Genomic DNA, 26,217 nt, shown 5'->3' on the forward strand with positions numbered 1-26,217 from the left:
ACGGGGGCCGCGACAACAAAAGAGGAATGGACATGCTGAAGAGAACCGCCCTTGCGGGCCTCGTCACCGCGGTCGCAGCCTTCGGGTTCGTCGTGGGAGCCAGTGCGCAGGAGGACTATCCCAACCGCCCCGTCGAGTTCATCGTGCCCTGGGGACCCGGTGGCGGCAGCGACACGCTGATGCGCATCATCGCCAACAACATCGAGCCGCATCTCGGCCAACCCGTGGCCGTCATCAACATGCCGGGCGTCAGCGGCACGGTCGGCCTGCAGGAGGCCTCTCGGCGCGATGCCGACGGCTACACCATCACGCAGATCCACGAGGGGCTTCTGGTCGCCAACGAGACGGGGATGACCGATCTCAACTGGGACAGCTTCATGCCCGTCGCCCTGATGACGAATTCGCCGCAGTATCTCGTCGTCAACGCCAGCAGCGACTGGGAGACGTTCGAGGACTTCGTGGAGCATGCCAAGGAGAATCCCGGCAGCGTCCGCGTCGGTGTGACGCTCGGCGGCGTGCCCCACCTGCACGCGGCGATGATCGAGGAGGCCGCGGGCATCGAGTTCTCCTATGTCGGCTATGAAGGGACGGGCGAGCGGATCCGCGCCCTCGTGGGCGGCAACCTCGAGGCCGCCATCGGCGACATCGCATCCTCCAAGCAGTTCGTCGAGAACGGTGACCTGCGCTTCCTCGCGGTCGGCGCGAACGAGCGTCTCGACGAGACGCCGGACGTCCCGACCTTCAAGGAACTCGGTCACGACATCGAACTCGCGGTCACGCGCGGCATCGTGTTGCCCGAGGGTTCCCCCGAGGCGGCGCGCGATACGCTCGAGGCGGCGCTTCAGGAGCTGTCGCAGGACGAGGAGTTCGTCCAGCAGCTGAACAACGCTGGCGCCGAGGCCGATTTCCGCGGCCATGAGGCCTATGTGGACTATCTCGAGAACCTCGAAGAAACGGTCACCCGTCTCTCCGCGAACCTGGGCGGCTGATGAGCGACCGCGCAGCAGAGGAGGGCGCCGCGACGGCGCCCTCGCCCTCGCCCTCGCCTTCGCCGAACGAGCGGGCGGCCGCGGAGCTCGCCCGTCTCGTGTCGTATGTCGTGCTGCTGGCCGGCGCGGCGGCGTTGTATTTCGTGGCGACGTCACTCCCGACCTCGCGCTGGGAGCCGCTCGGCGCGGGAGCCTTCCCGCGCATGGTGATGATCCTTCTGGGCGTGTTGTGCCTGCTCGCGATCGCGGATTCGTTTCGCAAGTTGCGCGCGCTCGGAGCGCCGGAGGAACTCGGTCACCTGGCGCGGGACTTCGTCGTGTCCCACCGGCTCGTCATCTTCGTCTTCATCGCGTTCGGCGTCTATCTCGCGGTGCTGCGGGGCCTCGGCTTCGCGATCGCGACCTTCCTGTTCCTGCTCGTTGCCCAGCTGATCGTCGCCCCGCGCAGCATGCGCAGCGTCGTGGTGGCCGTTTGCGTCGCATCCGTCTTCTCCTTCGGCCTCAACTACCTCTTCGCCGAAGTCTTCCGGGTGTTCCTGCCTCGTGGCCTGCTTGGCTGATCGAAGGGCTGACATTTCGACATGATGGACTCCTTCCTTTCCGGGCTTGGCCAGATCTTGGAGCCGGCGACGCTCATCTACATGGCGCTGGGCTCACTCGCCGGCATCATAGCGGCCGCCATCCCCGGCTTCACGGTGACGATGGCCATCGTCCTGACGTTGCCGCTGACCTTCGCCATGGAGCCGCTGCAGGGCGTGGCGGTCATGCTGTCGGTCTATGTCGGCGGGTATACGGGCGGCCTCATCTCGGCCGCTCTCCTCGGCATCCCCGGCACGCCGTCCTCCGTCGCCACGACGTTCGACGCCTTCCCGATGGCGCGCAACGGCGAACCGGGCCGGGCGCTGTCGCTGGGGATCTGGGCGTCGTTCTTCGGGACGATCATCTCGACCATCGTGCTGGTCGTCGCGGCGCCCCCACTCGCCCTCGTCGCGGTGCGGCTCGGTCCGTGGGAGTATTTCTCGCTGATCGTCTTCGCGCTGACGATCGTCGCGAGCCTCGTGGGTACCTCCCTCCTGCGGGGCCTGATCGCCGGTGTCATAGGTCTCGCCCTCGCCACGGTGGGTCCCGATCCGATGATGGGGCGGCCACGCTTCGACTTCGGCATCGAGATGCTGGCGCCGGGGCTCCCCTTCCTCGTCGTGCTCATCGGCATCTTCGCGATCAGCCAGCTGATGAGCGAGCTCGAGAACGCCCGGGAGGTGAAGCACGACACCGCCCTCATCTCCGGCAATATCGACTTTCACACCTGGAAAGTCATGAAGGAGGTGCTTCTTCGCCCGGTGAACCTCGTCCGCTCCTCGCTGCTCGGCGTCTTCATCGGCGCGGTGCCGGGAGCGGGGGGCTCGATCGCGAACCTCCTGACCTACGACCAGGCGAAGCGGGCCTCGAAGACGCCGGAAAAATTCGGAACGGGTATTCCGGACGGCGTCGTGGCCTCGGAGGCGGGCAACTCGGCGACCTCGGGCGGCGGGCTCATCCCGCTCATCGCACTCGGCATTCCGGGCTCGGCGGTCGACGCGATCCTGATGGCCTCGCTGATGGTCCACGGCATCGGCGTCGGCCCGCGCCTCATCATGGAGCACGCCGATCTCGTCTACGGGATGTTCATTGCGATGGTGGTGGCGAGCTTCATGATGCTCGTGATCTGCACACTCTCGATGCGCTACTTCCTCCGGGTCACGGATATCCCGAAATACGTCATCGTGCCGGTCGTGACCGTGTGCTGCGTCATCGGTGCCTTCGCCCTCAACAACCGGCTGAGCGACGTCTTCCTGCTCGGCTTCGTCGGCCTCGCCGGCTATATCCTCAAGCGGCTCGACTACCCGCTCGCCCCGCTGGTGCTCGGCGTGATCCTCGGGCCCATCGCCGAGACGAACCTGAGACGCGCGCTGATGAGCGACCCGGACTGGACGTCCTTCTTCACGAGGCCGATCTCGGCTGCTCTACTCCTCGCGGCCGTCCTCTCGATCGTCTGGAGCGTGCGCTCCTTCATGAAGGGCCGGAAGTCGCCTATCGAAGCCTGACGCGAAAGAAAAACCCCCACCAAGGAAAGGCTCCTCCAAGTGAACTACCGCCACGATGCGCCCTATCCTTCCCGCCGCTCGCCGGTCCTCGCCCGGAACGTGGTGACGACGTCGCAGCCGCTGGCGACGCAGGCCGGCCTGTCGATGCTCCATCGGGGCGGCAACGCGGTCGACGCGATCCTCGCGACCGCGATCACGCTGACGGTCGTCGAGCCGACCGGCAACGGGCTCGGCTCGGACGCGTTCTGCATCCTCTGGGACGGCAAGGAGCTGCACGGCCTGAACGCCTCCGGCAAGAGCCCGAAGGGCTGGACGCCGGAGCGCTTCGCGGGGCGCAAGGCGATGGACGAGCGGGGATGGGAGTCCGTGACGGTGCCGGGCGCCGTCTCCGCCTGGGTGGCGCTCTCGGAGCGTTTCGGCAAGCTCGATTTCCCCACCCTCTTCGAGCCGGCGATCCGCTATGCGGAGGAAGGCTTCCTCGTCTCGCCGATCATCGGCACGCTGTGGCGGCTCGGCGGCGACCTGCTCGGCCACCAGCCGGGCTTCGCCGACCACTTCCTGCCGGGCGGCAAGGCGCCGGCGCCGGGCGCGGTGTTCAAGAGCGCGGCGCTCGCCAGGACGCTCCGGCTGATCGCCGAGACGGAGGGCGAGGCCTTCTATCGCGGGGAACTCGCCGAGCGCATCGCCGCCTGGGCGAAGAAGCACGATGCTGCGCTGGACGAGGACGACCTCGCGGCGCACGAGCCCTACTGGTGCGGCACCATCCACCAGGGCTTCCGCGACGTGCAGCTTCACGAGATCCCGCCGAACGGACAGGGCATCTCGGCGCTGATGGCGCTCGGTATGCTCGAGCATGCGGGGATAGACCGCTACGAGGTCGACAGCGCCGACGCGCTGCATCTCCAGATCGAGGCGATGAAGCTCGCCTTCCGCGACCTCAAGGCCTATGTCGCCGATCCCGGGCATATGCGGGACGTGACGGCGAAGGACCTGCTGAGCGCGGATTATCTGGCGAGCCGGGCGAAGCTGATCGATCCGAGGCGGGCGACGGACTTCAAGGCCGGCGCGCCGAAGGCCGGCGGCACCGTCTATCTGAGTGCCGGCGACGAGAGCGGCATGATGGTGTCCTACATCCAGTCGAACTACTCGGGCTTCGGCTCCGGCGTCGTCGTGCCGGAGACGGGGATCTCGCTCCAGAACCGCGGCTCGGGCTTCAGCCTGACGCCCGGCCACCCGAACGAGGTGGGGCCGGCGAAGCGGCCGTTCCACACGATCATCCCCGGCTTCCTGATGAAGGGCGGCGAGCCGCTGATGAGCTTCGGCGTGATGGGAGGGCCGATCCAGCCGCAGGGCCACGTGCAGATGACGCTCAGGACCCAGCTCTGGGACCAGGATCCCCAGACCTCCGCCGACGCGCCGCGCTGGCGGGTGATGGAGGGGCTCGACGTCGCGATCGAGGCGGCCGCCGGCGACGACGTCCTGAACGAGCTCGCGGCTCGCGGCCACAAGGTGACGCGCGAGACGGCCGACGCGACGAGCTTCGGCTTCGGCGGCGCGCAGCTCGTCCACAAGGTCGAGGGCGGATACGCCGCCGGCTCCGATCCCCGCAAGGACGGTCAGGCGGCCGGCTTCTGACCGGCGATGCGCGGCGAGAACGGCTGTGGTGAAGGGGCGAAGATGCTGATCGGCTGTCCGAAAGAGATCAAGAACCAGGAGTACCGCGTGGGCCTGACGCCCGCGGCGGCACGCGAGGCGGTGGCGCACGGCCACGAGGTGCTTGTCGAGACCCAGGCGGGCGTGGGAGCGGGCTTCGGCGACGAGCTCTACCTCGCCGCCGGCGCCGAAATCGTCGGCACGGCGGAGGAGGTGTTCGACCGGGCCGAGATGATCGTGAAGGTCAAGGAGCCGCAGGCCGACGAGCGGGCGCGGGTGAGGGCGGGGCAGGTGTTGTTCACCTACCTACACCTCGCGCCCGACCTCGAGCAGACGAAGGACCTCCTCGCCTCCGGCGTCACCGCGATCGCCTACGAGACGGTGACGGACGCCAGGGGGGCGCTGCCGCTGCTGGCGCCGATGTCGGAGGTGGCCGGCCGCCTCGCGCCGCAGGTCGGCGCCTGGGCGCTGCAGAAGGCGAATGGCGGGCGCGGCGTCCTGATGGGCGGCGTCCCGGGCGTCGCGCGCGCCGACGTCCTCGTCATCGGCGGCGGCGTCGTCGGCACGAACGCGGCGCGCGTCGCGGCCGGCATGGGCGCCGACGTGACGGTGATCGACCGCTCGATCGACCGGCTGCGCTACCTCGACGACGTCTTCGGCGGCCTCTTCCGCACCCGCTATGCGAGCCGGCAGGCGACCGAGGAATTCGTCGCCCAGTCGGACATGGTGATCGGCGCGGTGCTCGTGCCGGGCGCCGCCGCGCCGAAGCTCGTGACCCGCGAGCAGCTCTCCGACATGCGTCCGGGCGCGGCGATCGTCGACGTGGCGATCGACCAGGGCGGCTGCTTCGAGACCTCGCGCGCCACGACGCACGACGAGCCGATCTACACTGTCGACGGGATCGTGCACTACTGCGTCGCGAACATGCCGGGCGCCGTCGCCCGCACCTCGACGATCGCGCTCGGCAACGCGACGCTGCCCTACATGCTCGCGCTCGCCGACAAGGGCTGGGCCCAGGCCTGCCGCGACGACCCGCACCTCCTCGCGGGGCTCGCCGCCCATGCCGGCCAGCTGACGAGCCTGCCGGTCGGCGAGGCCCACGGCATGAGCGTGATCTCGCCGCGGCTCGCCCTGCCCAAGGCCGCCGCCTGAGAGACAGGGCCGCACGCTGGATCGGCGCCCGTGAAGGTGCAGCCCGAACATGATGCGGAAGGTGAAGACCCTTGCGCTTCCGAACCGTCCCGCGGCGGAGACTGCTGCTCGGCGGGACGGACACGAACGACGACCAGAAAGGAGACGATCCCGATGACCGAGCAGGACAAGGGCGGCGGCAACGACCAGTGGCTCGACCGCGTGTATCACTCGAGCGACCGGGATGCGCTGGCCAAGACCTACGACGAGTGGGCGGCCGACTATGACGCGCACCTGCAGGGCTTCGGCTACCGCAACACCGCGCTGACCGTCGGCCTCGTGTGCCGGCACGTCGCGGCCGACGCGGGCGAGGTCCTGGACGCCGCCTGCGGCACGGGCCTGATCGGCGAGGACCTCCACACGCTGGGCTATGACGGCCTCGTCGGCATCGACCTCTCGGAGGGCATGATCGAGACGAGCCGCGCGCGCGGCGTCTATACCGAGCTGAGCCGCATGATGCTCGGCGAGAGGCTCGGCTTCGCCGACGGCCGCTTCGCCGCGACGATCGCGATCGGCGTCCTGACGATCGGCCACGCGCCGCCCTCCTCGCTCGACGAACTCCTTCGGGTGACGAAGAGGGGCGGGTTGCTGATCTTCAGCCTGCCGCAGCCGGCCTACGAGGAGGGCGGCTTCAAGGAGAAGATGGCCGAGCTCGACGCGGCCGGCGCCTGGCAGCACGTCGAAAGCACGAGGCCCTACCGCGTTCTTCCCGGCGCCGCGAACGAGGGCGAGATGCTGTCGCACATCCACGTCTACCGGGTCGGCTGAGAGCGCTTCAGCCGAAGGCTCCCGGCAGAGCCCGATCGGTTCGAGATCGAACCGATCGGCGGCTCGCGGCGTTAGGCCCACCTACAGCAGCGGGTTCCCGCACCCCACGCGCAGCCGGCAACCGGCGCGGCGGGATCCGGCGCGTGTCGACAAGGAGGGTTGGATGGCGGATCGGGTGAATGTCGGGCGCCTGGGGCCGTTTCCCCGGGTGAGCCGGCCGGTATTCTCGGTGTCGGCGACGATCATCGTCCTCTTCATCGTTTTCGGCGCCGTCTTCACCGAGACCGCCGGCACCGTGTTCACCGGAGCGCAGGATGCGATCACCGTCGGATTCGGGTGGTTCTTCATCCTGACCGTGAACCTGATCCTCATCCTCTGCGTCTACCTCGCCTTCGGGCGCTACGGCGATGTGAGGCTCGGCGGGCAGTCGGAGAAGGCGCAATACGGCATCGTCCCCTGGAGCGGCATGCTGTTCTCCGCCGGTATCGGCATCGGCCTGCTCTACTGGGGCACGGCGGAGCCGCTCTACCATTTCTTCGCGCCGCCGCTGGCCGAGCCCGAGTCGCAGGAGGCCGCCTCCCAGGCGATGGCCTTCGCGTTCCTCCACTGGGGCTTCCACGGCTGGGCCGTCTACATCCTCGTCGGGCTCGCGCTCGGCTACTTCCACTTCCGCAAAGGGCTGCCGCTCTCGGTCCGCTCGGCCCTCTATCCGCTGATCGGCGACCGGATCTACGGGCCGATCGGCCACGCGGTCGACTGCTTCGCGGTGTTCGGGACGATGTTCGGCATCGTCACGAGCCTCGGCCTGGGCGTCATGCAGATCAGCGCCGGGCTCGGCACGGTGTTCGGCACGCCCGACACGCTGTGGATGCAGATCGCGCTGATCGCCTTCATCACCGCCCTCGCCACGATCTCGGTCGTCCTCGGGCTCGACAAGGGCATCAAGCGCATCTCGACCTTCAATATCGGGCTGTCGATCGCGATGCTCGCCTTCGTGATCGCCGTCGGCCCGACCCTCTTCATCATCGACAGCTATATCGAGAACATCGGCACCTACCTGCACTCCGTCCTCAGCCTGTCCTTCTGGAACGAGGCCTATTCGGACGAGAACTGGCAGGGGAGCTGGACGATCTTCTACTGGGCATGGTGGGTCTCGTGGAGCCCGTTCGTCGGCATCTTCATCGCCCGCATCTCGCGCGGCCGGACGATCCGCGAGTTCGTCGTCGGCGTCTTCCTGATCCCGAGCGCGATCCTCTTCCTCTGGTTCACGGCCTTCGGCGGCACGGCGATCCACATGGAGCTCGCCGGCGACCCGGGCCTCATCGAAGCGACGCGGGAGGACTACGGCAACGCCGTCTTCGCGCTCGTCGGGCACTTTCCCTTCTCGAGCCTCCTGTCGGTGCTGATCATCGTCATGATCATCGTCTGGTTCGTGACCTCGTCGGACTCCGGCAGCTTCGTCATCGACATGCTGACGGCGGGCGGCGACCCCAACCCGCCGAGGATCCAGCGCGTCTTCTGGGCGATCACCGAGGGTTGCGTCGCCGCGGTGCTCCTCGTCGCCGGCGGCCTCGAGGCGCTGCAGGCGGCGGCCGTGGTGGCGGGCTTCCCCTTCGCCTTCGTGCTCCTCGTGATCGCCTACGCGCTTCTCCGCGCGCTCGGCCGCGACAGGCTGATCCTCTACCGCCAGGAGCAGCTCTACCGCACCGAGGAGGAGGTCGACGCGAACACGCCCGACGCGATCACGCACTGGGAGGAAGAGGACATGGAGCCCGCGACGACGACGGAAGGCCGCCCGCTGCCGGCGGAGTGAGGGCGGACGCGCGAGTATAGCCCCTCGACGCGGCTGTCAGTCCCGGCCGACGGAGCCCCCGGAACCGACAGCCGCTCAGCGGCCCGCCCGTCCGCAGAAGCTCGGCCGGCGACACAAGGGGCCGGCCACGTCCGGTCGGCGCGGAGCGAGGCCCCCAATCGCCGCGCCGGCCCGTCTCACGAAGCCCCTTTCGGATCTGTCGGCGCCGGCACGACCCGGTCGACCTCGAGCGAAATCGTGATGGTCAGCACGCGCTGGCGGTGCTCGTTCTTCACCTCCACCGTCACGACCCGATCGTCGCTCACCGGCAGCCTGTCGCGGCCGATTTCCGCGGCTGCGATGGCCGCCTCGCGCTCGGCGACGTCGATGCTGTCGAAATCCAGCCCGATCTCGTCCGGCGTGAAGCTGGTGCCTTCGCGAATGTCGAAAAAAAAGCGCGGCAAAGTCGCTCCCCTGGCCGAATGAGGCGACAACCGGGTGCCGCTGGACCTTTCTCCAGCTATCATCCTACCACATATGCGTCGCGCCGACATGTGCCACAGCGGCAAGGTGGCGGCGCATGCGAGTGAAGTGTAGCCGAACACGTTGCGTGTTCCCCTGGGGCGGAAGGGTTGGCAGTGCACACGGCAGCGGTGCGTAAGCTGGAGACGTATCGTCCACTGACGGACGAAGAACTGGATGTGATACGCGCGCTGCCCTCGACCGAGCGGGTGGTCGCGGCGGGCCGCGACATCGTCGCGCAGGGCACCTCGCCGCATGTCAGCACACTCGTCCTCGACGGCTTCGCGATCCGCTACAACCTGCTCGCCCAGGGCACCCGCATGATCTCCGCCATCCACGTGCCCGGAGATTTCTGCGACCTCCACAGCTTCCTGCTCCGGAAGATGGATCACAGCGTCGCTGCCCTGACCGAGTGCCACATCTGCCAGGTGCCGCACGAGGCGCTGGCGCAGATCGTCGAGAGGCATCCCGGCCTGACGCGCCTGCTCTGGACGAGCACCGTGGTCGACGCCGGGATCCATCGGCAGTGGATGGTGAGGATGGGGCGGCGGGCGGCGCTCGCGAATCTCGCCCATTTCATCTGCGAGCTCTTCGTGCGGCTGAAGCTCGTCGGGATGACGACGGGGAACGGTTTCATGACGCCGCTCAACCAGGCCCAGATGGCGGACGCCACGGCCATGTCCGCGGTTCACGTCAACCGGACGGTCCAGGAGCTGCGCCGCCGCGGCCTCCTGGGGTGGGAGGGGCGGCACATCACGCTGCCGGACTGGGAGGGGCTGGTGGAACTGGCCGAGTTCGACCCGACCTACCTCAATCTCACGGAGGAGCAGGTCCGGGCCATGAGCCTTGGATGACGGGACCCCGCCGCAGCCCGCCGAGACGGCCGACATGCCTCGGCCATCCCGCCCCACCTCGAGATGCGTTAGGGCAGGCGGGGCGACGACGTCATCCCGACGGATCGGATGGAGCAGGACCCTCCGCGGTGAAGGCGAGCCGCGCCGCGAAGACGTCGCGTCCCGCCTCGTCGCGCACGGCCAGGGACAGCTCTCTCGTTCCTTCGCCGCGGATCTCGTCACGGGCGATCTCGGGCAGCAGCCGCGACGCATCGGCCCTCATCGCCTCCTCTGTCGCGAACTCGGTGCCGTCCTCGTCGCGCAGGAGGCGGCGGCCGTCGTCTATGTTGAAGTAGTAGCGGGGCATATCGGCAATCCGCGGCTCGCGAGGTTGCGGTGCAGGGGCGGGCGGGGTGAATCCGGCACCTGATCCGACCGCGCGACTTGCGGCACGTGCGCCTCGCTGCAGAGGGAGGCGCGGCCCGAGCCGCCGCGCCTCAGGCGGCGTTCGCTCCGCGCGCGGCGGTGCCGTGCCCTTGCCGAGACCCGGTCGAGGCAACGCTCCCGTCGAGTGCGCGGACGTCGCCGCCGGCCGCCTGTGAGCCCCCGAGCTTCATCGGCACGGAGGCGCCGAGCGCTGCGGCGACCAACTCGTCCATGACCGTGCCGGAGGGGAAGTGGGGGTGGCGGGCGGCGATGCGGCGGCTCGCCGCGTCGATGTCGAGCACGAGGAGACGCTCGGTGCACTCGTCCACCATTCTTCTGACGTCTTCCACGAGTGCCTGATGTTCCATGCCACCCTCCGTCGGTGATGAGCGGGTGGGCCGCCCTTGTCTCTTCCTTCTAGCGACGGGACCGTAGGCGGGCATTAACGCAGGATAGGCCGGTTGCTGACATTCGCGTTCATGCCGGCCGCGGCGCTTCGCAGGAGACCGCCGGATCCGCGCCTGTCCTTCCGCCCTCGCGAGGCCATCGGCGATCTTGCCGCCCCGCGCGTTGACGCCCCGCCCGGGCGACCTCATATTCGGGCGCATCCAAGGGGAGCCCCGCCGAAGAGGGGTTGAGAGGCCGCTGGCGCTTCATCCGAAAGCGCGGCGCGGCGACCCTTCGAACCTGATCCAGGTCACGCTGGCGAAGGGATGGAAGGCATTTCCGGCAAATCCCTCCATTCGCGGCGCGCCTCGGATCCCACAAGGCGGAGCGAACGGCATGAAGGTCGCCGTGATCGGCGCGGGGGTGATGGGGCTGACCGCGGCCCACGCGCTTCGTGTGCGCGACCCGGGCTGTGAGATCGAGATCCACGAGCGCTCGGAGGCGATCGGCGCGGCTGCCTGCTCGCGCTTCGCCGGCGGCATGCTCGCGCCGTGGTGCGAGAGCGAGAGCGCGGAGCCTCTGGTGACGGCGCTCGGCCAGGAGGCGCTCGAGTGGTGGCCGCGCGTTCTGCCCTCGACGCGGATGTTGGGCAGCCTCGTCGTCGCGCAGCGTCGCGACGGAACCGAGCTCGACCGGTTCGCCCGGCGGACGCGGACCGGCGAGGCGATCGACGCGACGCGCCTCGCCGGGCTCGAGCCGGATCTCGGCGGCCGGTTCGGCCGGGCGCTGTTCTTTGCACTAGAGGGCCATCTCGACCCGCGCGAGGCGCTGCAGGTCCTGGCGTGCGAGCTGGAGCGGGACGGCGCGACGTTGAGTCTCGGATCCGACGCGAGGGCGGGGGATCTCGATGCGGACGTGGTAATTGACTGCCGGGGGCTGTCGGCGGCCGACGAGCTTCCCGACCTACGCGGCGTGAAGGGCGAGATGCTGATCCTGCGGGCGCCAGACGTCGCGATCTCGCGGCCGGTCCGGCTGCTCCACCCGCGCTTTCCGCTCTACGTCGTGCCGCGCGGCGAGGGCGTCTACATGGTCGGCGCGACGCAGATCGAGAGCGGCGAGCGCAGCCGGATCTCGGCGCGCTCGATGGTCGAGCTCCTGAACGCGGCCTATGCGCTGAACCCCGCCTTCGCGGAGGCGGAGATAATGGAGACCGGCTGCGACGCGCGGCCGGCCTTCCCGGACAACCTGCCACGCATCCGCCGCCGCGGCCGCGTCGTCCACGTCAACGGGCTCTACCGGCACGGCTTCCTTCTCTCGCCGGCGCTCGCGCGGATGACCGCCGGCGTCGTGTTCGACAACCAGTTCCACCCGGAGGTGATGGATGAGGATCATCGTCAACGGCGAACGGCGTGAGGTCGAGGGCCTCGCGCTAGCCGAGGTGCTCGACGAGCTCGGCTATGGCGGCACGGTCGTCGCCACCGCCGTCAACGAGCGCTTCGTGCCGCAGGACGGCCGCCAGGACCTGGCGCTGAGCGACGGCGACCGGGTCGAGGTGCTCGCGCCGATGCAGGGAGGGTGAGCCGATGAACGTCTACGGCACGGAGCTCAACTCGCGGCTGATGCTCGGCACCGCGCAATATCCCTCGCCGGCGATCATGGCGGAGGCGGTGAAGGCCTCGGGCTGCGACATCGTCACCGTCTCGCTGCGGCGGGAATCGGGCGCCGAGCGGGCGGGGCAGGCCTTCTGGGGGATCGTGCGCGAGCTCGGCCTGAAGGTTCTGCCGAACACGGCCGGGTGCCACTCCGCGAAGGAGGCGATCACGACGGCCGAGATGGCGCGCGAGGTGTTCGGCACGCCATGGGTGAAGCTCGAGGTGATCGCCGACCACGACACGCTGCAGCCCGACGTGTTCGGCCTCGTCGAGGCGGCGCGCGAGCTCGTCTCGCAGGGCTTCGAGGTCTTCCCCTACACCACGGAGGACCTGGGCGTGGCCGACCGGCTGGTCGATGCAGGCTGCGAAGTGCTCATGCCGTGGGGGGCGCCGATCGGCTCGGGCCGCGGCCTCGCCAACGTGCCGGGCCTCAAGACGCTGCGCAGCCGGTACCCGGAGCTGCCGCTCGTGATCGACGCCGGGCTCGGCCTGCCGTCCCATGCCGCACACGCGATGGAGCTCGGCTACGACGCGGTGCTCCTCAACACGGCGGTCGCGAAGGCGGGCGATCCCGTCATCATGGCCGGCGCGTTCGCCAGGGCCGTGGAGGCCGGGCGCGCAGCCTTCCTCGCCGACCCGATCGAGGCCCGCGACATGGCCACGCCCTCGACGCCGGTCTTCGGCATGGCCTTCCAGGACTGAAAGAACATGCTCGATCCCTTCTACCTCATCGTCGACGACGCCGCGTGGCTGGAGCGGCTTCTGCCGCAGGGCCTCAAGTTCGCCCAGCTGCGGGTCAAGGAGCGCGCCGAGGAGGACGTCTGGGCGCAGGTCCACCGGGCGAAGCAGCTCTGCGACGCGGCGGGCGCGACCCTCGTCGTCAACGACTATTGGCGCATCGCGGTCGAGGAGGGATGCGACTGGGTGCATCTCGGCCAGGAGGACCTCGACACGGCCGACCTCGAGGCGATCCGCCGCGCCGGCGTGAAGCTCGGCATCTCGACACACGACCATGCCGAGCTCGACCGGGCGCTGGCGGCGAAGCCGGACTACGTCGCGCTCGGGCCCGTCTTCCCGACGGTCCTGAAGGCGATGACGTTCGCGCCGCAGGGGCTCGAGCGGCTCGGCGAATGGAAGCGGCTGATCGGCGACATCCCGCTCGTCGCGATCGGCGGCCTGACGCCCGAGCGGGCCCGGCAGGCGCTTGCCGCCGGCGCCGACTGCACGGCCGTCGTGACCGACGTGCTGCGCCACGCCGACCCGGAGGCGCGCACGCGCGAGTGGATCGAGGCGACCAGGGCGGCGGCATGAGCGAACGCTACGCCCGGCAGATCGTGCTGCCGGAGGTCGGGCCCGAGGGGCAGGCACGGCTCGGCGCAGCGACGGTGGCGGTGATCGGCGCCGGCGGACTGGGCTGCGCCGTGCTGCCCGTGCTGGCGGGGGGCGGGGTCGGCCGGCTGATCGTGATCGACGACGACAGGGTGGAGCTGTCGAACCTTCACCGCCAGCCGCTCTACACGATGGCCGATATCGGGCGGCCGAAGGTCGAGGCGGCGCGCGACGCCATCGCCCGCTACAATCCCGACGTCGAAATCGCGGCCCGGGCCGGGAGGTTGGGGCCGGAGGACGCCGCGGCGCTCGTGGCCGAGGCCGACCTCGTGGTCGACGCGACCGACCGTCTCGCCGTGACCTACGTGACGAGCGACGCCTGCCTTCAGGCGGGCAAGCCGCTGATCGCCGCCTCCGTCATCGGCCAGAAAGGCTTCGTCGGCGGGTTCTGCGGCGGCGCCCCGAGTTACCGCGCGATCTTCCCCGACATGCCGTCGAGCGTCGGCTCCTGCGCCGCGAACGGCGTGCTCGGCTCCGCCGTCGCGATCGTCGGCGGCTTCCAGGCGCACATGGCGCTGCAGGTGATCCTCGACACCACGCCGTCGCCGCTCGGCCGGCTCGTGACGCTCGATCTGTCGGACCTCGCGATCGGCGGCTTCCGCTTCGACGGCGCACCGGAGCCGGCCGGCCCTGGGCCCGCGTTCATCGGGCGCGGCGGCCTGACGGCCGGCGACCTCGTCGTGGAACTGCGGGACGAGGCGGAGGCGCCGGAACCGGTGGTGGAGGACGCGCTGCGCGTGAGCCCGGCCGCGATCGAGGCGGATGCCGGGCTGCCGCGCGACCGTCGGCTCGTCTTCGCTTGCGCCACCGGCGTGCGCGCCTTCCGCGCGGCACGCAGCATGCAGCGGCGCGGGCGCGCGGACGTGGCGGTGCTGCTGGCGGAGTGAACGCCGCCTCAGACGCGCCTGTCGAGGTTCCGGCCGATACCGTCGCCGAGCGACCTCGACACCGTCTTCCGGAGATCCAGGTTCTCCGACAGCGACATCTGCGAGGGCCGGCGGGTCGTGAGCTTCTCGTGGGCCTTGGTGATCTGGGCCTGCATCAGGGCGATCAGGCCTGTCGCCGCAGTCGGCTCCATGGCAACCTCCTCACCCCCCACGGGCCAGTCTGAGGCGCCGGCGTTAACGGATCGTCAACGCGAGAGAGCGCGGCCGGCGGCTCACGCCTTCACGTCGAGGATCGCGCCGACGCCCTCGCCGGGCGAGGCGGCGCGCGCCTCGTTGACCGCCATGCGCACGGCCTGAAGCTGCATATCCTGCTGCGCCTTCATGACGGCGATCGACGCCTTGTGCTGCGTCTCCGCCTGCAGGAGGGCGACCATGCCCGCGACGCCGGACGTGTCCATCTCTCTCACCTCGTTGTCGAGGAGAGAATGGACGGGCGCCGGTCAACGCGGCGCTGAGGAAACCTGCGGTATTCTAAGTGTCTGGCCGATGCCGGTCAGGCCATGCGGTCGAGCTTCGTGCCGACGCCCTCGGGGAGGGGCGCGGAGGCGGCTTCGGCGAGCATGTCGACGATCGCCATCTCGGCCTCGTTCTGCTGCTTCAGCATGCCCATCTGGGCGAAGAGGCGCGTCTGCGCCGTCTGTGCGGCGACGGCGGCACCCGCGATCGTCGTGGAATCCATCGCCTCCAGTCCCTCTTTTGCCACTGCCGGCACCCTGACCGCCCGTGGTAAAGGAAGCGTTTCGCGTCCAACACGACATTCGGGGTCGATGGAGCCCGCTCGCCGCATGAGCAATACCTATAAGCCGGCTAACGACATCCTGCCGAAGGAGACGGAGGTGGTGGTGATCGGCGGCGGCATCGCCGGCATCTTCGCCGCCTACTACCTGGCGAAGGCGGGCGTGCCGGTCGTCGTGTGCGAGAAGGGGCGCATCGCCGGCGAGCAGTCCTCCCGCAACTGGGGCTGGATCCGCAAGCAGGGCCGTGACCCGCGCGAGCTGCCGCTCGCGATCGAGAGCCTCAGGCGCTGGGCGGACATCGCGCCGACGCTTCCAGACGACATCGGCTTCCATGTCGGCGGCGTGACCTACCTCGCGGAGACCGACGCCGACCTCGCCGAGCACGAGGCCTGGCTCGAGCACGCCAAGCAGCACCAGCTCGACACCAGGCTCCTCTCCTCGGCCGAGACCGACGCGATGCTCGGACAGGACAAGCGGCGCTTCAAGGGCGCGATGTTCACCCCGAGCGACGCCCGCGCCGAGCCGGGCAAGGCGATCCCGGCCGTCGCCCGGGCCGCGCGGGCCGAGGGCGCGCGGATCCTCGAGCGGCTCGCCGTGCGCACGCTCGAGACGGAGGGCGGCCGGGTGACCGGCGTCGTCACCGAGCGGGGCACGATACGCTGCCGGGCGGTGCTCCTCGCCGGCGGCGCATGGAGCCGGGCCTTCCTCGAGAATATCGGCCTCTCCCTGCCGCAGCTCGCGGTGAAGGCCTCGGTGCAGCGCACCGCACCGGCGCCGCTGATCACCGAGAGCGCGGTCGGCGGGCACAAGGCTGCGATCAGGCGCCGGCAGGACGGCGGCTACACGCTCGCCCGCTCCTCGGCCGCCACCTTCGACATCATCCCCGCGGCCTTCACCCATTTCCTCGCGTTCCTGCCGATCCTGCGCGAGCAGTGGCGGATCATGACGCTGCGCTTCGGCAGGCCGTTCTTCGACGCGCTCGGCCAGCGGCGCTGGGGAGCCGACCAGATGAGCCCGTTCGAGCAGATGCGGGTGCTCGATCCCGAGCCGGACACCCGCCTGCTCGACGACGTGCTCGCCTCGGCGGGCGACCTCTTCCCGCAGCTCCGGGACGCCAGGGCCGTCGAGCGCTGGGCCGGGATGATCGACGTGACGCCGGACGAGATCCCGGTCATGGGGCCGGTGCCGGGGCGCGAAGGCCTGTTCGTCTCGACCGGCTATTCCGGCCACGGCTTCGGCATCGGCGCGGGCGCGGGGCTCGTGATGGCCGAGATGCTGCGCGGCCACGAGCCCTCGATCGACATCTCCGCCTTCCGCATGGAGCGCTTCAAGGAGAAGGGCGGCGTCTGGCGGCCAAAGGCCCCGCTGCCGGTTTGAGGGGCCAGAGACCCCTTTCACGGGCCATGGCCGCGCTGTGGACCGGCGGCTTGCCGCCGCCGCGCAAGGGGGTTATATTTCTGTTATATTCAGGAGGCTTCGATGAGCACCGCCAGACTCCGCAAGGTGGGGGGCTCCATCATGCTGGCGATCCCGCCCGCCACGCTCGAGGAGCTCGGTCTTTCGGCCGGCTCAACGGTCTCCATGGAAGTGGAGAACGGGAAGCTGGCGGTCGCGCCGTCGCGCAGGCGGTACAACCTCGACGAACTGCTCGCGCAGTGCGATCCCGATGCTCCGGTCACTGCCGAGGATCGGGCCTGGCTCGAAGACGAGCCGGTGGACCGCGAGGAGATCTGAGCTTGCGGCGCGGGGAAATCTGGCACGTCGATCTCAATCCTACCTCGGGACGCGAGCAGCAGGGAGCTCGCTACGTCCTCATCGTTTCGCCCGAAAGTTTCAACCGGATCTCCGGCACGGCCATCGTCGTCCCGATCACGACGGGCGGCATGGGCGCGCGCATGGCGGGATTCGCGGTCTCACTGACGGGAGCTGGAACGGCCTCGACCGGCGTCATCCTGTGCAATCAGGTCCGCACACTCGACCTGCGGGCGCGTGGCGGCCGCCGGATCGAAGCGGTGCCCGATTTCATCGTGGACGACGTGCTGGCGCGGCTCTCCACCCTGTTCGAATAGAGGGCGGGAGGGAGGTCGCCGCTACCGCCCTCCGGACGCCCCGCCCTTCTCCCTTGCCTCGGCCTCACGGCTCAGCTCCTCCCTCAGCGCCAGCGCCTCGGAAGCTGCCGGCGAGCCGGGATAGGCTCTCACGAAGCGGTCGAGCGCCTCGGGCGTGCCCTCGCGGCGGGCGGCCTGGAAGGCGGCGGTGGGGCCGGGGCGCTCGGGGTCGTAGTCGTGCCAGCCGACGCCCTCGCAGCTATAGGCGCTGCAGCCGGCTGCTGGGTGCGCGGACGCCCAGAGGACGACGGCGGCGAGGGCGAGAACGGGGCGCATGGGGGCTCGGGGCGGTTGAACGTTCAGCCGCAGTGTTCCACATCAAGGCCCTTCGCGCCAATGCCGGGGAAGCAGGACCAGCCGGAGACGGAACGTGACGGACAGGCCGCGCATCGCGATCACCTACTGCCGACAGTGCAACTGGATGCTGCGCGCCGCCTGGATGGCGCAGGAGCTGCTCCAGGCCTTCGCGGAGGATCTGGGCGAGGTCGCGCTCATCCCCGGCACGGGCGGGGTCTTCCGGGTGGAGCTCGACGGCTGGGAGATCTGGGAGCGCAAGCGCGACGGCGGCTTTCCCGAGGCGAAGGTGCTGAAGCAGCGCGTGCGCGACCGGCTGGATCCGGAGCGCGACCTCGGTCACTCCGACCGCTAGATCACGTTGGTTCAGAGCGGGATGCGGGCGGAAAACCGGTTCCCACTTATCCTCATCCCGCTCTAGCGCGCCGTGACGATGACGCGCTCGGCGAACGGGCCGGCGAAGACGACATAGGCGCCGAGCGCGATCAGCGCGAAGCCGAGGAGGTGGTTCAGCGTCAGGTCCTCGCGGAGATAGACGACCGAGAACACCGCGAAGATCGACAGCGTCACGACCTCCTGGATCGTCTTCAGCTCGGCGCCGGAATAGACGCCGTAGCCGATGCGGTTCGCCGGCACGGCGAGGCAATACTCGAAGAAGGCGATGCCCCAGCTCGCCAGCACCACGATCGCGAGCGGCCGGTGCTCGAAGCGCAGATGGCCGTACCAGGCGAGCGTCATCATGACGTTCGAGGCGAGAAGCAGGAGGACGGGCAGGACGTAGCGGGAGATCTCGGGCATGCGGGAGAGCCTCGGGCAGCGGCGCGGCAAGCGGGCCGTCCCGCCGGCGCGGCATGATGCCCAGAGGCCGCGCAAAGCCTCAAGCGGGGGAACTTCCGTCGCCCCCCGGCCATTCGGCTTCGCGGACGGGCACGCCTCCACCGGGAGCGGCGTGTGAGGGTCCGCCCCTCTTCGGCACCGGCCGCGGGACGCCGGGCCGGCCAAGCCCCGGCACCAGACGAACCACCCCACGACCCCGGAAGGACATGACCGATGGGCGCGCTGCTGCTCTCCGTCTCGGCCCTGATACTGAGCCTCTTCGTGCTCCTGGCCGGCAACTCGATGCAGTTCGTGATCCTCGGCCTGCGCGCGGACGCGGAAGGCTTCTCGACCCTGACGATCGGCGTCCTGGCGGCCTCCTACTATGTCGGCTACGCGCTCGGCACGTTCCAGGCGCCGGGCTTCGTGCGGCGGGTCGGCCACATCCGCGCCTTCGCCGGCGTGGGGTCGGTCATCTCGGCGGTCGTCCTCGCCCATTCGCTGTGGGTCGACCCGATCTTCTGGAGCGCGCTGCGCTTCATCACGGGCATGAGCTTCGCGGTCATCGCGACCGTCACGGAGAGCTGGATCAACGCGCGGGCCACCCGCTCCGTGCGCGGCCAGCTTCTGGCGGTCGCCAGCATCTCGATCATCCTCGGCTATGCCGTCGGCCCGCTCGTCGTCAGCCTCGGCTCGGTCGGCGGCTACCCGCTCTTCATCGTCGCCTCGATCCTGATGTCCGTCGGCATCGTGCCGGTGCTCGTGACGCGGATCGGGCCGCCGGCCGTGCCGGCGGAGACGGCGGCGGAAAGCTACACGCTCATGCGGCTCTACCGCGAGACGCCGCTCGGCCTCGTCGGCACGATGGTGATCGGCGCGGCGCAGGGCTCGTTCCTCGGGCTCGGCGCCGTCTTCGCGAACCGGGCGGGCCTGAGCGACAACGGCGCGTCCTATTTCGTCACCGGCGCGCTCGTGGCCGGCATGCTCGTGCAGTACCCGCTCGGCTGGCTGTCCGACCGGTTCGACCGGCGGCGCGTGATCGCCTTCACGACGAGCCTTCTCGGCGTGGGCGCGGTCGCCGCGATGCTCATGATGGCGACGGTGGGGCCGACCCTGCCGGTCCTCGTCCTGTCGGCGGCGGTGGCGGGCATCGCGGCGATGCCGCTCTACGCCGTGATCGTCGCCTATGCGAACGACCGCCTGCCCGAGAGCACGATCGTGCCGGCCGCGGCGGCCCTGATCCTCAGCTTCTCGATCGGCTCGTCGCTCGCCGGGCCGGTCGCCTCGCTGGCGATGGACATGTTCGGCCCGCAGGGGCTGATGGGCTTCCTCGCCGTCGCGCTCATCGCGCTCGCCGGGTTCACCTTCGTGCGCATGGCGGTGCGGGAGGACATTCCCGAGGAGGGCGAGGCGGCCGAGGAGAGCACGGGCTACGAGCCGACCGTCTTCGCGGCGAGCCCGGTGCTCCGGCCGATGGACTGGACGCCCGAGGAGGAGCAGCTCGAGTTCGACTTCACCTTCGGCGAGGACTGGGCGTCCGAGACGGACGAAGACGAGCGGCTGGCGGCGTGATGCGTGGCGGCGCTTCGTGGACCGAAGCAAAAAGAAGGACCGGCAGTGCCGGCCCTTCGTCGTGTCTTTCGCGGGGTGCGCTTACTGCGCCGCGGGCTCCGCGACCGCCGCGACGACGCCGCAGGCGATGCGCTCGCCGGCGTCACCGGCCGGATCGGTCTCGTAGTCGTCGATCGACGAGTGGATCATGAAGGCCGCGCCGTCGTCGTCGAGAAGGGCGTCGTCGCCGTCCGCGATCGTCACGTTCGGCACGAAGAAATCGGCCCTCAGCGCGCCGCTCTCCGGCACGTAGATGTTCGGAAGGTCGCCGGCATGCGGCCCGCCCTCGCTGAGGACGCCGTGCTGGTTGCCCTCGGGGGCGAAGTGACCGCCGGCCGACTGGAAGTCCGGCGCGTCGCACTGGCCGGTCTCGTGGATGTGGAAGCCGTGACCGCCCGCCGGCAGGCCCTCGGCGTCGAGCTGCACGAGAAGGCCGTGCGGCGTCTCCACGATCGCGACCGTGCCGGCAGCCTCGCCTTCCGAGGTCATGAGATCGGCGCTGGCGGTGACCTGGTTCGACGCCGCCTCGGCCTCGGTGGCGGCCTCTTGCTCCTGGGCGGAGGCCGGGCCGGCCAGGGCCATGCCCGCGGCGATGGCCATCGCGGAGGCCGCGGTGAAGAGCGTGCGAGTCTGCATGAGCTGTCTCCCTCGATCGTCGGTGGTGTCGAAGGAGAATGGAATGCGGCAGCGAGCCGTTCCGGACCTCGCGCGACCGTGTCCGCCGCCGTCCGGTTCGGAACCGGCGGAAGCCGCGGGCCTCAGCCGCCGTTGCGGGACAGGCCGCGGACGATCAGCGACACCGCCTCGTCCTCCTGACGCCAGCGTGTGCTCGTGTCGTCGGCGGTGCAGAGATAGATCTCGTGGCCCGGCCGGCCCGTGACGCGGAAGCCTGCGCTCCGCAGCATCGCCTCGATCGCGGCGTGGTTCGGCACCCACCAGTTCGTGGGGTCGTCGCAGAACGTCGTCTCGATGAAGGCCATGTGCGGCCAGGCCGGGTCCGCCAGCCGGTCGCGCGTCTGGAAGTCGCGGTCCTCGCACGCGTCGGGCGCGACGGCGTCGCTGCCGAAGCTCAGCGTCTGGAAGACCATGAGCCGAGGCTCGAGCTGTCCGAGGATGTCGAGCGCCAGGAGCGGATGGCGGAGGTGGTAGAACACGCCCATGAAGAGGACGAGGTCGAAGGCCCCGAAGCGGCCGGCCTCGTAGACCGAGCCCTGGCGGAACTCGACCGTGTCGGCCCCCTTCACTTCCTTCGCCCACTGCGCCTGCCTGAGATAGTGCTCGTCGGTGTCGATGCCGAGGACGGTGGCGCCGCGGGCGGCGAGGGCGAAGCTGTAGTAGCCGGCGTTGCAGCCGATATCGAGGACCCGCCAGCCCGTGAGGTCGGCCGGGATGTGCGGCGCGATCTGCTCCCACTTGTAGCGCGGGAAGTCGCCGAACATGTGGTCGGGAGCGGTCTCGATGTTGCCGGGCAGGTGGAGATTGTGGAACCAGGGCCCCAGTTCCTCGATCTTCGTCGCGAGAGTGCAGTGTCCGTTGGTCGTGGTCGTCATACTGCCGATCGTGCCTGCGTGAGCGAAAGCCGCGAGCGCGCCTCGGCCAGCCAGTCCTCCAGCTGCTCGGCACGGCGCGCGGACGAGTGGTCGCCGAGAATGCGGCGGCGGCCGGCTGCGCCGACTGCCGCTGCGTCGACGACCCTAGCGCCTGCGAGCAGCGAGGTCACGTCTTCGGGGGTGCTGGCGAGCAGGATCTCGCGGTCCGGCTCGAAGAACGTCTCGATGCCGTTCCACGGGTCGGAGATGATCGCGGCGGCGCAGGACGCCGCCTCGAACATCCTGACGCTGGGGCTGTAGCCGAGCGCCACCATCTCGGCCCGCGTCACGTTCAGCGCGAAGCGCAGCTCCGAGTAGAAGGCCGGGTGGTCGGCCGGGCCGACATGGTCGATGCGCTCGACATTCTCGGGCCAGGCGATGTCGTCTGGATATTGCGGGCCGGCGACGACGAAGCGCATGTGCGGCAGGCGGCGCGCCGGCTCGATCAGCAGCGCCTCGAGCGGCGGCTGGCGGTCGGGGCTGTACGTTCCGAGATAGCCGAGGTCCCAGCGCTTCCCGACGTCGAGCGGGCGGTAATGGTCGACGTCGACCCCGCAATAGAGGGGCCGCGCGCGCACCGCGCCGTACTCATGTGTCAGCGTGTCGAGCGCCGGGCCGCCGCTGAACGACATATAGAGGTCGAAGCGGGGGACGAGGTCGGGCGTCAGGTACTCGTGGTCGCCTCGCGACAGCTTGCCGAGCGTGACGGGAGTGTCGATGTCGTAGAAGGCGAGGGGCGAAACGTCGAAGGCGAGGAGCTTCTCCGCGAGCGCGACGCCCTCGGGAACGTAGGAGCCGAGGACGACGGCGTCGGCGGCCTCGATCTCCCCGCGCAGCGCGTCGACGTCGCCGAGCGAGGAATAGAGGCGGAGGTCGCAGTAGTCGCAGGACGTGAAGTCGCGATGGGCGGCATACCAGGGCACGTCGCGCTCGAGGAAGACGACCTCGTGTCCCCGCGCGTGAAGCGCGCGGCAGAGCGCGCGGTAGGTGGTGGCGTGGCCGTTCCCCCAGGAGGAGGAGAGGCTCAGGCCGAAGATGGCGATCTTCATGCGGTCTTCCTCTCGCGGCTCGAACGCACGTCGCGCAGGGACCTGAAGATCCCGTCGACCTGCTCGGCGCGGCGGGCATAGGTGTGCTCCGCCATGATCCGCGCCCGGCCGGCGCGGCCGATCTCGCCCGCGCGGTCGCGGTCGAGGCCCTCGAGGAGCCGTGCCACGTCCTCGCCGGTCTCGGCGACCAGCGCCTCCCGGCCCGGTTCGAGGAAGAGCTCGAGCCCCTGCCAGTGATCCGTGATGAGGCAGCCGCCGGCGCCGGCGGCCTCGAAGACGCGGGTGGCGGGCGAGAAGCCGACCTTCGCCATGGAATCACGGGCGACGTTCAGCACCGCGAGCGGCGTCGTGTTGAAGGCGTTGTGGTCGCGCGTCGAGACGTGGCCGATATGGCGGACGTTCTCCGGCAGCTGGTGCGGCTCCCAGCCCGAGCCGCCGAGCAGGAAGCGCCGGTGCGGCAGCATCCGGGCCGGCTTGAAGAAGAACTCCTCGACCCTCGCCTCGCGGTCGGGCAGTCGGTTGCCGAGGAAGGCGAGGTCGCAGGCGAAGCGCTCGTCGTGCGGCACGGGATGGTGCGTCTCGGGATCGAGGGCGTTGTATACGGGAGCGCAGTGGCGGGCGCCGAAGCCGCGATAGGCCTCGACGACGGGATCTCCGCCGCCATAGGTGAGCACCGCGTCGAGCTGCGGCAGGAGCGCGTGCATCATGTGGCCGGGATCCGCGGCGAGATCGGCGAGCGTCGCGGGCGCGTCGACATCCCAGAAGATCTTCAGCGCGTCGTCGCGGCCGTGCTCGAGGATGCCGCGGAAGAGCTCGTCGTCGAAGACGCCGACGCCGCTGGCCTTCACGACGATATCGGCCTGTGCCGCCTCAGCGAGCACGGCGTTCACGGCGTCTTCGTTCGCGTCGTAGACGACGACCCTGGCCCAGTCGGGCGGGTCCATGTCGCGGTTCTTCTGCCGGTCGTAGGCATCCGGCTCGTAGAAGGTGACCTCGTGGCCGAGCGCGGCGAGATTGCGGATGAGGCCGCGATAGTAGGTCGCCGCGCCGTTCCAGTACGCGGAGACGAGGCTAGACCCGTAAAAGGCGATGCGCATCAGGCGACCTCCTGCGCGGACGCGGTGTTGCGACCGCCGATACTGTCGACGATCGCCAGGAGCTCGTCGACCCGGTGGGCGCAGCTGTGGCGGGCGCGGATCGTCTCGAGGCCGCTCGAGATCAACGAGGCCCTGAGCCCGGGGTCGTTCACGACGGCGCGGATGTGGCGGCGCATCTCCTCTCCAGTCCGTGCGACGAGATAGTCCCGGCCCGGCCGGAACAGGCCCTCCGCATCCTGCCACGGCGCCGAGAGCAGCGGGATGCCGCAGGCCAGCGCCTCGAAGACGCGGATCGTCGGGATGCCCGGCAGAAGGTCGACATAGAGGCGGCGCGGCACGTGGACGGTCGCCATGTGGCGGGCGAAGACCCGTGGCGCCTCGGCGTTCGGCAGCCAGCCGCGATAGTCGGCGCCGCGCGCCTTCAGGGTCGCGAGCGCCTCGTCGGGATAGCGCACGCCATGGACCGTGAGGCTCACGCCCTCCGCCTGGGCGGGCGCGAACAGGAACTCGTCGAGCTCCGCCGTCCGCTCGCCGTCGCCCCAGTTGCCGATCCAGACGAGGCCGTCGCGCGGGCCCTCCTCGCGCGGCGGCTGGAAGTGCGAGGTGTCGGCCGCCTCGTGCCAGGTGAAGACCCGGTCGCCCCAGCCCCAGCCGCGATAGACCTCCGACAGGCTCTCGCCGAAGGCGAGGACGCCGTCATAGTCGGCGATGTCGAGCGCCTTCATCGCCTCGGGCTCGCTGACGGCCCGGTGGTGGGTATCGTGGAAGAGGAGGACGAAGCGGCCGCCGGCCCTGCGGGCCCGGCCGATCCGGGCGACGAGGGCGGGATCCGCCCACTCGTGGACGATCACGAGGTCGGCGCCGTCGAGCGCGGAGGCGGGATCGAAATCCGGGCCGTAGGCCTGCGTCGCGAGGTCGGGGAACGTCTCCGCGAAGCGCCGGAGCGGTTCGGCGCCGTGGTCCCCGACAAGGTTCTCGCGGCTCCAGCCCGTCTCCGGCTCGTGGGCGACGGCGTCGTGCCCGCGCCGGCGCAGGTCGCGCAGGATGCCGCGCAGGAAATGGGCGTTGCCGTGGTTCCAGCAGGAGGCCAGCGAATGGGTGAAGTAGACGATCCTCATGCGGCCCCCGCCTGACGCTCTCCCATCGCCTCCGCATAGGCGGCGAGCGTCTGCATCGCCATGCGCTTCGTCGTGTAGCGGCCGGCGCGCTCCTGTGCCGCTGTCGCGAGCTTCCGGCGCATCTTCTCGTCGCGGGAGAGGGTGTTCAGAGCCTCGGCGACCGCGCCCGGCTGGTGCGGGTCGACGAAGAGCGCCGCGCCGCCCCACAGCTCGCGGAAGCTGCCGATATCGGACAGGACGAGGGCGCAGCCCGACTGCGCCGCCTCGAGGACGCCGAGGCCGAAAGGCTCGTAGAAGGCGGTCGACACGTAGACGGCGGTCGTCGCCAGGCGCTGTCTCACCTTCACGTTCGGCAGCGGTCCGAGGACCTGGAGGTGCGGAAAGAGCTGCGCGACGCCGTGCGGCCCCTCGAGCGGGCCGGCGGCGAAGATCGGCAGCCCGAACTCGCGCGCGGCGAGGTCGATCACGCGCACGTTCTTCGCCTCGTCCCAGAGGCGCCCGGAGGTGAAGGCACCGATCCTTGGCATGTCGAGACGCGAGAAGGCGGTTCCGTCGCGGCCGTTGTGGATGACGCGGAAGTCGACGCCGCGATAGATGCGGGCCGCATCGCCGGCGAAGGCGCCGGACGGCGCCGTCGCGAGCGTGGCTGCCGCGAGGCCCGCGCCGATGCGGTCGACGCGCCAGCGGAAGTCGTCCGGCATCGGCTCGTCCGGCCGCATCGCCTGCCACCACGTGCCGACGCAGGAGTGGAGGGTGGCGACGACCGGCACCGTCCATCCGGCGCCGGCGATGAGGGCGGGGTTGCTGACATGGGCGATGTCGGCGCCCGAGTCGGTCGCGAGCCGCGAGAGCTCGCGGGCGGCCTCGGTGAGCTCGTTCGGCGAGGGCCCCATCCACTCGAGCGGCAGCCCCGTCACGCGGAGGTCGAGACCCCCGACGAGGCCGGCTTCCGTGCGCTTGTCCTGCGACGGCTCCGGACCGAGAACGGCGAGCACGACCTCGACGCCGTGACGGCAGTAGAAGCGGGCGAGGTCGAGCGCGTACTGCCAGACGCCGCCGACGGCGTCGGTCGTGAGAAGGACACGCCCGACGGGCGGCTTGAAGGCCTGGCTCATCGCCGGCTCCGGGGTTCGCATGGCTCCTGGGCCTCCGTCGCGAGGACGCG

At 70.1% G+C, this 26,217-nt stretch carries 32 protein-coding genes and 1 riboswitch; of the genes, 18 read left to right on the forward strand and 14 right to left on the reverse strand.

Annotation, left to right across the window (positions count from 1 at the left end; translation table 11 throughout):
* The first annotated feature begins 32 nt into the window (after positions 1-32).
* From N177_RS08680 to N177_RS08710, 7 genes are all read left to right on the forward strand, one after another.
* The gene (locus N177_RS08680) at positions 33-989 is read left to right on the forward strand and encodes a Bug family tripartite tricarboxylate transporter substrate binding protein (protein ID WP_023431930.1); all 957 of its coding nucleotides are present in this window, start codon (positions 33-35) and stop codon (positions 987-989) included.
* A complete protein-coding gene (locus N177_RS08685; protein ID WP_023431931.1) occupies positions 989-1,549 on the forward strand; it encodes a tripartite tricarboxylate transporter TctB family protein in 561 nt (186 codons plus the stop codon). Before N177_RS08680 ends, N177_RS08685 begins: the two co-directional genes overlap by 1 nt.
* Positions 1,550-1,570: 21 nt before the next feature.
* Positions 1,571-3,073: a tripartite tricarboxylate transporter permease gene (locus N177_RS08690; RefSeq protein ID WP_023431932.1), complete on the forward strand. Its 1,503-nt coding sequence runs from the start codon at positions 1,571-1,573 to the stop codon at positions 3,071-3,073.
* A gap of 39 nt (positions 3,074-3,112) precedes the next feature.
* A complete protein-coding gene (locus N177_RS08695; protein WP_023431933.1) occupies positions 3,113-4,708 on the forward strand; it encodes a gamma-glutamyltransferase family protein in 1,596 nt (531 codons plus the stop codon).
* A 42-nt stretch (positions 4,709-4,750) separates the two neighbouring features.
* Positions 4,751-5,878 (forward strand): alanine dehydrogenase, encoded by a 1,128-nt coding sequence (gene ald / locus N177_RS08700; RefSeq protein ID WP_040485473.1) that lies wholly within the window; start codon positions 4,751-4,753, stop codon positions 5,876-5,878.
* A gap of 153 nt (positions 5,879-6,031) precedes the next feature.
* Complete coding sequence (locus tag N177_RS08705; RefSeq protein WP_023431935.1) at positions 6,032-6,685, forward strand: class I SAM-dependent DNA methyltransferase; 654 nt, start codon at positions 6,032-6,034, stop codon at positions 6,683-6,685.
* Between the two features lie 163 nt (positions 6,686-6,848).
* The gene (locus tag N177_RS08710) at positions 6,849-8,498 is read left to right on the forward strand and encodes a BCCT family transporter (protein WP_023431937.1); all 1,650 of its coding nucleotides are present in this window, start codon (positions 6,849-6,851) and stop codon (positions 8,496-8,498) included.
* A 176-nt stretch (positions 8,499-8,674) separates the two neighbouring features.
* Here the strand turns inward: N177_RS08710 and N177_RS08715 are convergent, their stop codons facing one another.
* Positions 8,675-8,941 carry a DUF6894 family protein gene (locus N177_RS08715; RefSeq protein ID WP_023431938.1) on the reverse strand — a complete coding sequence of 89 codons (267 nt, stop codon included), beginning with the start codon at positions 8,939-8,941 and terminating at the stop codon, positions 8,675-8,677.
* A 237-nt stretch (positions 8,942-9,178) separates the two neighbouring features.
* Here N177_RS08715 and N177_RS08720 point away from each other — a divergent pair, with 237 nt between their 5' ends.
* Entirely contained in the window at positions 9,179-9,853 is a 675-nt protein-coding gene (locus tag N177_RS08720; protein WP_023431939.1) for a Crp/Fnr family transcriptional regulator, read from the forward strand.
* Between the two features lie 91 nt (positions 9,854-9,944).
* Here N177_RS08720 and N177_RS08725 read toward each other — a convergent pair whose 3' ends face one another.
* Both N177_RS08725 and N177_RS08730 read right to left on the reverse strand, forming a co-directional pair.
* Positions 9,945-10,199 carry a DUF6894 family protein gene (locus tag N177_RS08725; RefSeq protein ID WP_023431940.1) on the reverse strand — a complete coding sequence of 85 codons (255 nt, stop codon included), beginning with the start codon at positions 10,197-10,199 and terminating at the stop codon, positions 9,945-9,947.
* Between the two features lie 130 nt (positions 10,200-10,329).
* The gene (locus tag N177_RS08730; RefSeq protein ID WP_152527876.1) at positions 10,330-10,626 is read right to left on the reverse strand and encodes a hypothetical protein; all 297 of its coding nucleotides are present in this window, start codon (positions 10,624-10,626) and stop codon (positions 10,330-10,332) included.
* Between the two features lie 233 nt (positions 10,627-10,859).
* Positions 10,860-10,989: riboswitch (TPP riboswitch) on the forward strand.
* Positions 10,990-11,041: 52 nt separating this feature from the next.
* On the opposite strand from N177_RS08730, the gene N177_RS08735 reads away from it, so the two are divergent.
* Genes N177_RS08735 through N177_RS08755 form a run of 5 tightly spaced genes read left to right on the forward strand, consistent with a single transcriptional unit; the run spans position 11,042 to position 14,573 of the window.
* Positions 11,042-12,058: an FAD-dependent oxidoreductase gene (locus N177_RS08735; RefSeq protein ID WP_023431942.1), complete on the forward strand. Its 1,017-nt coding sequence runs from the start codon at positions 11,042-11,044 to the stop codon at positions 12,056-12,058.
* The gene (gene thiS / locus N177_RS08740) at positions 12,027-12,224 is read left to right on the forward strand and encodes a sulfur carrier protein ThiS (RefSeq protein WP_023431943.1); all 198 of its coding nucleotides are present in this window, start codon (positions 12,027-12,029) and stop codon (positions 12,222-12,224) included. The genes N177_RS08735 and thiS overlap by 32 nt, the downstream gene beginning before the upstream one ends.
* Positions 12,225-12,228: 4 nt before the next feature.
* Positions 12,229-12,999, forward strand: coding sequence for a thiazole synthase (locus N177_RS08745; protein ID WP_023431944.1), 771 nt, complete (start codon positions 12,229-12,231; stop codon positions 12,997-12,999).
* Between the two features lie 6 nt (positions 13,000-13,005).
* A complete protein-coding gene (locus N177_RS08750; RefSeq protein ID WP_023431945.1) occupies positions 13,006-13,608 on the forward strand; it encodes a thiamine phosphate synthase in 603 nt (200 codons plus the stop codon).
* Complete coding sequence (locus tag N177_RS08755; RefSeq protein WP_040485475.1) at positions 13,605-14,573, forward strand: HesA/MoeB/ThiF family protein; 969 nt, start codon at positions 13,605-13,607, stop codon at positions 14,571-14,573. The genes N177_RS08750 and N177_RS08755 overlap by 4 nt, the downstream gene beginning before the upstream one ends.
* Positions 14,574-14,581: 8 nt before the next feature.
* Here N177_RS08755 and N177_RS08760 read toward each other — a convergent pair whose 3' ends face one another.
* The 3 genes from N177_RS08760 to N177_RS08770 all read right to left on the reverse strand — a co-directional run bounded on the left by N177_RS08760 (position 14,582) and on the right by N177_RS08770 (position 15,312).
* Positions 14,582-14,764: a hypothetical protein gene (locus N177_RS08760; protein ID WP_023431947.1), complete on the reverse strand. Its 183-nt coding sequence runs from the start codon at positions 14,762-14,764 to the stop codon at positions 14,582-14,584.
* 81 nt (positions 14,765-14,845) lie between these two features.
* On the reverse strand, positions 14,846-15,031 hold the full coding sequence (locus N177_RS08765) for a hypothetical protein (protein ID WP_023431948.1): 186 nt from the start codon (positions 15,029-15,031) through the stop codon (positions 14,846-14,848).
* A 95-nt stretch (positions 15,032-15,126) separates the two neighbouring features.
* Positions 15,127-15,312 (reverse strand): hypothetical protein, encoded by a 186-nt coding sequence (locus N177_RS08770; protein WP_023431949.1) that lies wholly within the window; start codon positions 15,310-15,312, stop codon positions 15,127-15,129.
* 106 nt (positions 15,313-15,418) lie between these two features.
* Here N177_RS08770 and N177_RS08775 point away from each other — a divergent pair, with 106 nt between their 5' ends.
* The 3 genes from N177_RS08775 (at position 15,419) to N177_RS08785 (ending at position 17,439) form a co-directional block, all read left to right on the forward strand.
* Complete coding sequence (locus tag N177_RS08775) at positions 15,419-16,747, forward strand: NAD(P)/FAD-dependent oxidoreductase (RefSeq protein WP_040485454.1); 1,329 nt, start codon at positions 15,419-15,421, stop codon at positions 16,745-16,747.
* 102 nt (positions 16,748-16,849) lie between these two features.
* Positions 16,850-17,104: an AbrB/MazE/SpoVT family DNA-binding domain-containing protein gene (locus N177_RS08780; protein ID WP_040485455.1), complete on the forward strand. Its 255-nt coding sequence runs from the start codon at positions 16,850-16,852 to the stop codon at positions 17,102-17,104.
* Positions 17,105-17,106: 2 nt separating this feature from the next.
* Positions 17,107-17,439, forward strand: coding sequence for a type II toxin-antitoxin system PemK/MazF family toxin (locus N177_RS08785; RefSeq protein ID WP_023431952.1), 333 nt, complete (start codon positions 17,107-17,109; stop codon positions 17,437-17,439).
* Between the two features lie 21 nt (positions 17,440-17,460).
* On the opposite strand, the gene N177_RS08790 is transcribed toward N177_RS08785, so the two are convergent.
* Positions 17,461-17,754, reverse strand: coding sequence for a hypothetical protein (locus tag N177_RS08790; protein ID WP_023431953.1), 294 nt, complete (start codon positions 17,752-17,754; stop codon positions 17,461-17,463).
* Positions 17,755-17,848: 94 nt separating this feature from the next.
* Here N177_RS08790 and N177_RS08795 point away from each other — a divergent pair, with 94 nt between their 5' ends.
* Positions 17,849-18,127 (forward strand): Rdx family protein, encoded by a 279-nt coding sequence (locus tag N177_RS08795; protein ID WP_023431954.1) that lies wholly within the window; start codon positions 17,849-17,851, stop codon positions 18,125-18,127.
* A 62-nt stretch (positions 18,128-18,189) separates the two neighbouring features.
* Here N177_RS08795 and N177_RS08800 read toward each other — a convergent pair whose 3' ends face one another.
* Entirely contained in the window at positions 18,190-18,570 is a 381-nt protein-coding gene (locus tag N177_RS08800) for a DMT family protein (protein WP_023431955.1), read from the reverse strand.
* Between the two features lie 252 nt (positions 18,571-18,822).
* On the opposite strand from N177_RS08800, the gene N177_RS08805 reads away from it, so the two are divergent.
* Positions 18,823-20,160 (forward strand): MFS transporter, encoded by a 1,338-nt coding sequence (locus N177_RS08805; protein WP_023431956.1) that lies wholly within the window; start codon positions 18,823-18,825, stop codon positions 20,158-20,160.
* Between the two features lie 81 nt (positions 20,161-20,241).
* Here N177_RS08805 and N177_RS08810 read toward each other — a convergent pair whose 3' ends face one another.
* From N177_RS08810 to N177_RS08835, 6 genes are all read right to left on the reverse strand, one after another.
* The gene (locus tag N177_RS08810; RefSeq protein ID WP_023431957.1) at positions 20,242-20,835 is read right to left on the reverse strand and encodes a superoxide dismutase family protein; all 594 of its coding nucleotides are present in this window, start codon (positions 20,833-20,835) and stop codon (positions 20,242-20,244) included.
* Between the two features lie 122 nt (positions 20,836-20,957).
* Positions 20,958-21,749, reverse strand: a complete 792-nt coding sequence (locus N177_RS08815; protein WP_023431958.1) for a TIGR04290 family methyltransferase — start codon at positions 21,747-21,749, stop codon at positions 20,958-20,960.
* Positions 21,746-22,837 (reverse strand): CgeB family protein, encoded by a 1,092-nt coding sequence (locus N177_RS08820; protein WP_023431959.1) that lies wholly within the window; start codon positions 22,835-22,837, stop codon positions 21,746-21,748. Before N177_RS08820 ends, N177_RS08815 begins: the two co-directional genes overlap by 4 nt.
* Positions 22,834-23,934 (reverse strand): CgeB family protein, encoded by a 1,101-nt coding sequence (locus N177_RS08825; protein ID WP_023431960.1) that lies wholly within the window; start codon positions 23,932-23,934, stop codon positions 22,834-22,836. The genes N177_RS08820 and N177_RS08825 overlap by 4 nt, the downstream gene beginning before the upstream one ends.
* On the reverse strand, positions 23,934-25,052 hold the full coding sequence (locus tag N177_RS08830; RefSeq protein ID WP_023431961.1) for a CgeB family protein: 1,119 nt from the start codon (positions 25,050-25,052) through the stop codon (positions 23,934-23,936). The genes N177_RS08825 and N177_RS08830 overlap by 1 nt, the downstream gene beginning before the upstream one ends.
* The gene (locus N177_RS08835; RefSeq protein ID WP_051402308.1) at positions 25,049-26,188 is read right to left on the reverse strand and encodes a glycosyltransferase family 4 protein; all 1,140 of its coding nucleotides are present in this window, start codon (positions 26,186-26,188) and stop codon (positions 25,049-25,051) included. The genes N177_RS08830 and N177_RS08835 overlap by 4 nt, the downstream gene beginning before the upstream one ends.
* Between the last annotated feature and the right edge of the window lie 29 nt (positions 26,189-26,217).

The organism is Lutibaculum baratangense AMV1 (genome assembly GCF_000496075.1).
Taxonomy (GTDB): Bacteria; Pseudomonadota; Alphaproteobacteria; order Rhizobiales; family Tepidamorphaceae; genus Lutibaculum; species Lutibaculum baratangense.